This window comes from Pseudomonas sp. AFG_SD02_1510_Pfu_092 (assembly GCF_003331055.1).
GTDB lineage: Bacteria > Pseudomonadota > Gammaproteobacteria > Pseudomonadales > Pseudomonadaceae > Aquipseudomonas.
The window spans coordinates 1-6,391 of the sequence record NZ_PUQD01000107.1; the positions used below are offsets into that span (position 1 = coordinate 1).

The 6,391-nt window shown below is 64.1% G+C and carries 7 protein-coding genes; 5 read left to right on the forward strand and 2 right to left on the reverse strand.

The genetic code is table 11. From position 1 onward, the window contains the following. The first annotated feature begins 298 nt into the window (after positions 1-298). From C6A77_RS24815 to C6A77_RS24835, 5 genes are all read left to right on the forward strand, one after another. Complete coding sequence (locus C6A77_RS24815) at positions 299-1,459, forward strand: D-alanyl-D-alanine carboxypeptidase family protein (RefSeq protein ID WP_114171989.1); 1,161 nt, start codon at positions 299-301, stop codon at positions 1,457-1,459. 73 nt (positions 1,460-1,532) lie between these two features. After that, the gene (locus tag C6A77_RS24820) at positions 1,533-1,808 is read left to right on the forward strand and encodes a DUF493 domain-containing protein (RefSeq protein WP_008100495.1); all 276 of its coding nucleotides are present in this window, start codon (positions 1,533-1,535) and stop codon (positions 1,806-1,808) included. After that, on the forward strand, positions 1,808-2,455 hold the full coding sequence (gene lipB, locus C6A77_RS24825; RefSeq protein WP_114171990.1) for a lipoyl(octanoyl) transferase LipB: 648 nt from the start codon (positions 1,808-1,810) through the stop codon (positions 2,453-2,455). Before C6A77_RS24820 ends, lipB begins: the two co-directional genes overlap by 1 nt. A gap of 1 nt (position 2,456) precedes the next feature. Further along, positions 2,457-3,473 (forward strand): lipoyl synthase, encoded by a 1,017-nt coding sequence (gene lipA, locus C6A77_RS24830; RefSeq protein WP_114171991.1) that lies wholly within the window; start codon positions 2,457-2,459, stop codon positions 3,471-3,473. An 87-nt stretch (positions 3,474-3,560) separates the two neighbouring features. Next, the gene (locus C6A77_RS24835) at positions 3,561-4,499 is read left to right on the forward strand and encodes an LD-carboxypeptidase (protein ID WP_114171992.1); all 939 of its coding nucleotides are present in this window, start codon (positions 3,561-3,563) and stop codon (positions 4,497-4,499) included. Positions 4,500-4,631: 132 nt separating this feature from the next. On the opposite strand, the gene C6A77_RS24840 is transcribed toward C6A77_RS24835, so the two are convergent. Together C6A77_RS24840 and arfA are read right to left on the reverse strand one after the other, a co-directional pair. After that, positions 4,632-5,948: a lytic murein transglycosylase gene (locus C6A77_RS24840; RefSeq protein ID WP_114171993.1), complete on the reverse strand. Its 1,317-nt coding sequence runs from the start codon at positions 5,946-5,948 to the stop codon at positions 4,632-4,634. 60 nt (positions 5,949-6,008) lie between these two features. Continuing rightward, the gene (gene arfA / locus C6A77_RS24845) at positions 6,009-6,173 is read right to left on the reverse strand and encodes an alternative ribosome rescue factor ArfA (RefSeq protein WP_114171994.1); all 165 of its coding nucleotides are present in this window, start codon (positions 6,171-6,173) and stop codon (positions 6,009-6,011) included. Positions 6,174-6,391 lie beyond the last annotated feature (218 nt).

Sequence of the window (6,391 nt, forward strand, 5' to 3'; positions counted from 1 at the left end):
GGCGCCCCCCTGGTTCTGTGTGTCTTCCCGGGTGGCGATTGGGGGGGCCCCCCCCGGCCCCAACGGCGTGTCCCCCCCCGGGGGGGGGGGGGGGGCCCCCGCTAATATGGAAACGCCAAACTGTCGGTTTTGTCATGAATTGCCGGGCGCAGATATGTACAATGTCGGCTTTTGCCCGCAGCGACATAACGCCGCATTTTGCCGGGCCAGGCCCATGGCCACAAAACTAGACTGACTGGCGCTGGGCACATGATCTTGCCCAGGGAACATCAGACCATTAGCGATTTTCGAGAGACGGATGAACATCACCAACCTTGCCAAACGACTTTGCCTGCCCGTACTGCTGCTGATCACGCCTGCCGCCTTCGCGGCTGAGCAGATGACGCCGGCGCCACCGCAACTGGCAGCCAAGTCCTACGTACTCATGGACGCGTCCAGCGGCAACGTGCTGGTCGAGAACAACGGTGACGAGCGCCTGCCGCCGGCCAGCCTGACCAAGCTGATGACCGCCTACATCGCGACCCTGGACATCCGCCGCGGCCAGATCGGTGAAAACGACCCGGTGACCGTCAGCGAAAACGCCTGGCGTACCGGTGGTTCGCGCATGTTCATCAAGGTGGGCAGCCAGGTCACCGTCAGCGACCTGCTGCACGGCATCATCATCCAGTCCGGCAACGACGCCTCGGTCGCCCTGGCCGAGCACATCGCCGGCAGCGAAGATGCCTTCGCCGACATGATGAACAAGACCGCCGCCGACCTGGGCATGGCCAACAGCCACTTCATGAACCCGACCGGTCTGCCACACCCGGAGCACTACTCGTCGGCGCATGATATGGCGACCCTGGCCCGTGCGATCATCAATGTCGACCCGGCCCACTACGCCATTTATTCGCAGAAAGAGTTCTTCTGGAACAACATCAAGCAGCCGAACCGCAACCTGCTGCTGTGGCGCGACAAGACCGTCGATGGCCTGAAAACCGGCCACACCGACGAAGCCGGTTACTGCATGGTGGCTTCGGCCGTACGTGACGGCCAGCGCCTGATCGCCGTGGTGTTCGGCACCAACAGCGAGCAGTCGCGTGCTGCCGAGACCCAGAAGCTGCTGACCTATGGCTTCCGCTTCTTCGAAACCCAGACCTTCTATCAGAAGGGTACCGAGCTGACCAAGTCGGCGGTCTGGAAAGGCGCCACTGGCGAAGTGAAGGCCGGCCTGGCCGAAGACCTGACCCTGACCATGCCTAAAGGCCAATTGAAGCGCCTCCAGGCTTCGATGACCATGAACCCGCAGCTCACCGCACCGATCGCCAAAGGTGACGTGATCGGCAAGGTGGAAGTCAAGCTGGACGAGAAAGTGGTTCACAGCGCCGACCTGATCGCCCTCGATGGCGTCGAGGAAGGTGGTTTCTTCCGCCGTATGTGGGATAGCATCCGTCTATTCTTCTACGGGTTGTTCAACTGATACGTGACCTGCATGCCCCCGCGTATTGCGCGGGGGCGTTGTTGTTGCCACGGCTTACGAGGCCGTTTCCGCCATGAGCGAACCAGACGTCAAGTCGCACAAGATCGAATTCCCCTGCGCCGATTACCCGATCAAGGTCATCGGCGACACCGTTGTCGGCTTCAAGGACATGGTGATCGAGGTTCTGAGCAAGCACGCCAAGGTCGACCTTTCCACCCTGGCCGAGCGCCAGAGCAAGGAAGGCAAGTACACCACCGTGCAGTTGCACATCGTTGCCGAAAGCGAGAACCAGTTGCACGATATCAACAGCGCCCTGCGCGCTACCGGCATCGTGAAAATGGTGCTCTGATGTCCGCCTGCCTCGGTTTTCGCGAGCTTGGCCTGCAGCCCTACGAACCGGTGCTGGAGGCCATGCGGCGCTTTACCGAGCAGCGCAGCCCGGACAGCCAGGATGAAATCTGGCTGGTCGAGCACCCCGCGGTGTTCACCCAGGGCCAGGCCGGCAAGGCCGAGCACCTGCTGGTGCCGGGCGACATCCCGGTGGTGCAGACCGACCGCGGCGGCCAGGTGACCTACCATGGCCCCGGGCAGCTGGTCGCCTACCTGCTGCTGGACGTGCGCCGGCTTGGTTTTGGCGTGCGTGAGCTGGTCAGCCGGATCGAGCAGACCCTCATCGAGCTGCTCGCCAGTTACGATGTCCAGGCTGCGGCCAAGCCCGATGCCCCTGGCGTCTATGTCGACGGAGCGAAAATCGCCTCCCTCGGCCTGCGAATTCGCAACGGCCGTTCGTTCCACGGCCTTGCGCTGAACGTGGACATGGACCTTGCGCCATTCCGCCGAATCAACCCCTGCGGCTATGCGGGGCTGGCGATGACCCAGCTGCGCGACCTGGCAGGCCCGATCGAACTCGACGAGGTCAGGACAAGGCTGCGCGGACAGCTGGTCAAGCACCTCGACTACGCTGAGCAGACGACCCTCACGGGCGGAATCGACTGATATGACAACTGTGCAAGAAGCCGTGCCGAACCTGATCCCTACCCAGGATGCCACCTCGCGCCCAGCGCCGAAGAAGGTGGAAGCTGGGGTGAAGCTGCGTGGCGCCGAAAAGGTGGCGCGCATTCCGGTGAAGATCATCCCCACCGACGAGCTGCCGAAAAAGCCCGACTGGATTCGCGTGCGCATCCCGGTGTCGCCCGAGGTAGACCGCATCAAGCAGCTGCTGCGCAAGCACAAGCTGCACAGCGTGTGTGAAGAGGCGTCCTGCCCGAACCTGGGCGAGTGCTTCTCCGGTGGTACCGCCACCTTCATGATCATGGGTGACATCTGCACCCGTCGTTGCCCGTTCTGCGACGTTGGCCACGGCCGGCCGAAGCCGCTGGACCTGGACGAGCCGAAGAACCTGGCCGTGGCCATCGCCGACCTGCGCCTGAAATACGTGGTGATCACCTCGGTGGACCGCGACGACCTGCGTGACGGCGGTGCCCAGCACTTTGCCGACTGCATTCGCGAAATCCGCGCGCTGTCGCCGGGCGTGCAGCTGGAAACCCTGGTGCCGGACTACCGCGGGCGCATGGACATTGCCCTGGAGATCACCGCGCAAGAGCCGCCGGATGTGTTCAACCACAACCTCGAGACCGTACCGCGCCTGTACAAGGCTGCGCGCCCGGGTTCGGACTACGACTGGTCGCTCGACCTGCTGCAGAAGTTCAAGCAGTTGGTGCCGCACGTACCGACCAAATCGGGCCTGATGCTCGGCCTGGGCGAGACCGACGAGGAAGTGATCGAAGTGATGCAGCGCATGCGCGAGCATGACATCGACATGCTCACCCTCGGCCAGTACCTGCAGCCGTCGCGCAGCCACTTGCCGGTGCAGCGTTTCGTGCACCCGGACACCTTCGCCTGGTTCGCCGAGGAAGGTTACAAGATGGGCTTCAAGAACGTTGCTTCCGGGCCGCTGGTGCGTTCTTCGTACCACGCTGATCAACAGGCTCACGAAGCCAAGATCAAGCTCTGAAATACCGCTAGTGTGACCTGTGCCGATGCACGCCGAAGGGCGGCATCGGCATTTTTGTTTGTGCCATACGCGCTGCGAGGAGCCGCGATGAATTGCGCCGAAACCTTCCAACCCTGCTTGCCTGCGGCGCTGCCGCGTGATGCCTGTTTTGCCATTGTCGCGCCGGCGGGCCCGGCACGGCTGGATACGCACAAGGCCAGCCAATGGTTTGTCGATCGCGGTTACCGTTGCCGCATCTACCCGGGGGCTTTGCAGGCTCAGGGCTACCTGGCTGGGGCGGACCAGCAGCGCTTGCAGGACCTGCATGATGCCTTCGCCGACCCGGCCATCGACGCCATTTTGTGCATGCGCGGGGGGTACGGCAGCATGCGCCTGCTTGACCGGCTCGACTTCGAGCTGATTCGACGCAACCCCAAGCCGCTGATCGGCTACAGCGACATTACCGCGCTGCACACGGCGCTTTACCGGCATGCCGGGCTGCTCACCTTCCATGGCGGGATGCTCAATGCCGACTTGCTGGGGGCCAAGTTGGCGCCGACCGAGGCGTCGTTGCTGGCCCAGCTGGGTGGGCACGTGCGGGCCGGTGAGCCAATCGCGCACCCTGCTGGTTACGCGCTGGCCAGCGTGTTGCCAGGGGTAGGCAGCGGGCCGCTGCTGGGCGGCAACCTGTCGATGCTCGGCGCGACCCTGGGCACGCTGGCCGAGCTGGATACGCGGGGTTGCATTCTGTTCATCGAAGACGTCAACGAGCCGCTGTACCGGGTAGACCGGTTGCTGACCCAGCTGCGCCTGGCGGGCAAGCTGGAGGGCGTGAGCGGGGTACTGGCGGGGGACTTTGCCGGGATTAGCACGGCGGCACTGACGCCGTTGCTGGAGGATATCTTCGCGCCGCTGGGTGTGCCGGTGCTGGCCGGGTGGCGCAGTGGGCATTGTGACCCGAACGTGTCCTTGCCGCTGGGGGCGCGGGTCAGGCTGGACAGTGTTCAGCAGACGTTGGTGCTGGAGCAGGAGCTGTTCAAGGCTTGAGATTGCCGGGGCTGCTTTGCAGCCCATCGCCGACAAGCCAGCTCCCACAGGGATAGCACAGCCCTTGAGGTTGATGCGGTCGGGGTGGGGGCTGGCTTGCCGGCGATGGGGCGCAACGCGCCCCCAACAATCTTACTGCTGACGCAGGCTCTCGAGCAGCTTGTGCGTCGGATACCCATCCGCCGGCCACCCCAGCCCCTGCTGGGCATTGCGGATCGCCTTGCGGGTGTTGGCGCCGATGATGCCATCGGCATTCCCGGCCTCATGCCCGTTGCTGTTCAGCAGGTTCTGCAGCTCCATGCGCTCGCTACGGCTGAGCGGCAGGTCCTCTTTCGGCCAGCTGCCGGCAATGAAGCCCCAGCCGGTGAAGCGGTCACCGAGCAAGCTCACCGCCAAGGCGTAGGACGACGAATTGTTGTACTTGAGGATGGCGCGGAAATTGTCCAGCACCAGGAACGCCGGGCCGCGCGCACCGGCGGGCAGCAGCAGGGCGGCAGACAGCTCGTTGCTGCCGGCGGGCAGTTGGGTGCCGGCAGGCAGCTTCACGCCCATCGCCAGCCATTCGCTCACCGGTTTGCGCAGCGCGCCATCGGCCTGCCAGTAATCGAAGCCCTCCGGCACCTGCACCTCGAAGCCCCACGGCTGGCCACGTTTCCAGCCCGAGCTCTGCAGGTAGTGTGCGGTCGAGGCCAGGGCGTCGGCCGTGCTGTTCCAGATGTCGCGGCGGCCGTCGCCGTCAAAGTCCACGGCATGGGTGTTGTAGGTGGTCGGGATGAACTGGGTCTGCCCCATGGCACCGGCCCACGAGCCGCGCATGGCCTCAGGCTGGATGTCGCCATGCTGGATGATCTGCAGCGCGGCGATCAGCTGGTCCTGGGCGAACTGCGGGCGGCGGCCCTCATAGGCCAGGGTGGCAAGCGAGCGGATCACCGACTTGTTGCCCTGGAACTGGCCGAAGTTGCTTTCCATGCCCCACACCGCGACCAGGACCTGGCGGTCGACGCCATAGCGTTGCTCGATGCTGGTCAGCAGATCGGCATTCTGTTCCAGAAGCTTCTTGCCGTTGCGCACGCGCAAGGGCGACAGGGCGCCTTCGAGGTATTCCCATACCGGGCGGGTGAACTCCGGCTGGCTGCGGTCGGCCTTGATCACATCCATGTCCGGGGTGATGCCGAGGAACGCGCGGTCGAAGGTGTCCGCTGAAATACCGGCTTGCAGGGCTTGCTGACGGAAGCCTGCCTGCCATTGCGCGAAGGTTTGCAGAGGCTGGATTTCAGTGCTGGAGTCGGGCGTTGCGCCGGGCAGGGTGACCACCGGGGCGGGTTGGGCGGGTGCCAGCGGCAGGGCATCGGCTGCGGTGGGCTTTTCTGCGCAGGCCACGAGCAGGATGAAACTGGAGGCCGCGATCAATTGACGGGTTTTCCAGCGGGGAAGAAGACTGAAGAGCATGCACAGATCCAGAATTGCAGGTCAGGTGAAGACCATACCATGCCTGCGCTTTCGATGCTTTCATGCCGCCAAAAAGTAGGAAGCCTCCCAATCTCTCGATTGGAAGGCTTCGCGGCGGTAGCTGCCTTTGCCCTTGTCCGGTCGTTCCTGGCGGCAGCGGAACAGTGGCTGGGTGATGATCGACTTGGCCTTGTTGGGGCCGTGCTTCTTGGGCTTTTTGCTCATGGCGGGGTTCCCTGGATTGGGTGGGTTTCGCGGCGCACTGTAGGGTGCTGTGCGGGCGGGGGCCAATTGATTGTGTATATGGTCGAGATCCTGGGACTGCTTCGCAGCCCATCGCGACACAAAGCCCCAACCCCCCCGGGGAAACCCAAAACAGAGGGAGCGGCCGGGGGGGGGCGAGGGGGGGGGAGGCGCCCCCCGTAAAAAAGGGGGAACGCCCC

Bases quoted from the DNA above. Each gene is read 5' to 3' on its own strand.
- C6A77_RS24840 (WP_114171993.1), bottom strand. From the start codon at position 5,948: ATGCTCTTCAGTCTTCTTCCCCGCTGGAAAACCCGTCAATTGATCGCG.
- lipA (WP_114171991.1), top strand. From the start codon at position 2,457: ATGACAACTGTGCAAGAAGCCGTGCCGAACCTGATCCCTACCCAGGAT.
- C6A77_RS24815 (WP_114171989.1), top strand. From the start codon at position 299: ATGAACATCACCAACCTTGCCAAACGACTTTGCCTGCCCGTACTGCTG.
- C6A77_RS24820 (WP_008100495.1), top strand. From the start codon at position 1,533: ATGAGCGAACCAGACGTCAAGTCGCACAAGATCGAATTCCCCTGCGCC.
- arfA (WP_114171994.1), bottom strand. From the start codon at position 6,173: ATGAGCAAAAAGCCCAAGAAGCACGGCCCCAACAAGGCCAAGTCGATC.
- C6A77_RS24835 (WP_114171992.1), top strand. From the start codon at position 3,561: ATGAATTGCGCCGAAACCTTCCAACCCTGCTTGCCTGCGGCGCTGCCG.
- lipB (WP_114171990.1), top strand. From the start codon at position 1,808: ATGTCCGCCTGCCTCGGTTTTCGCGAGCTTGGCCTGCAGCCCTACGAA.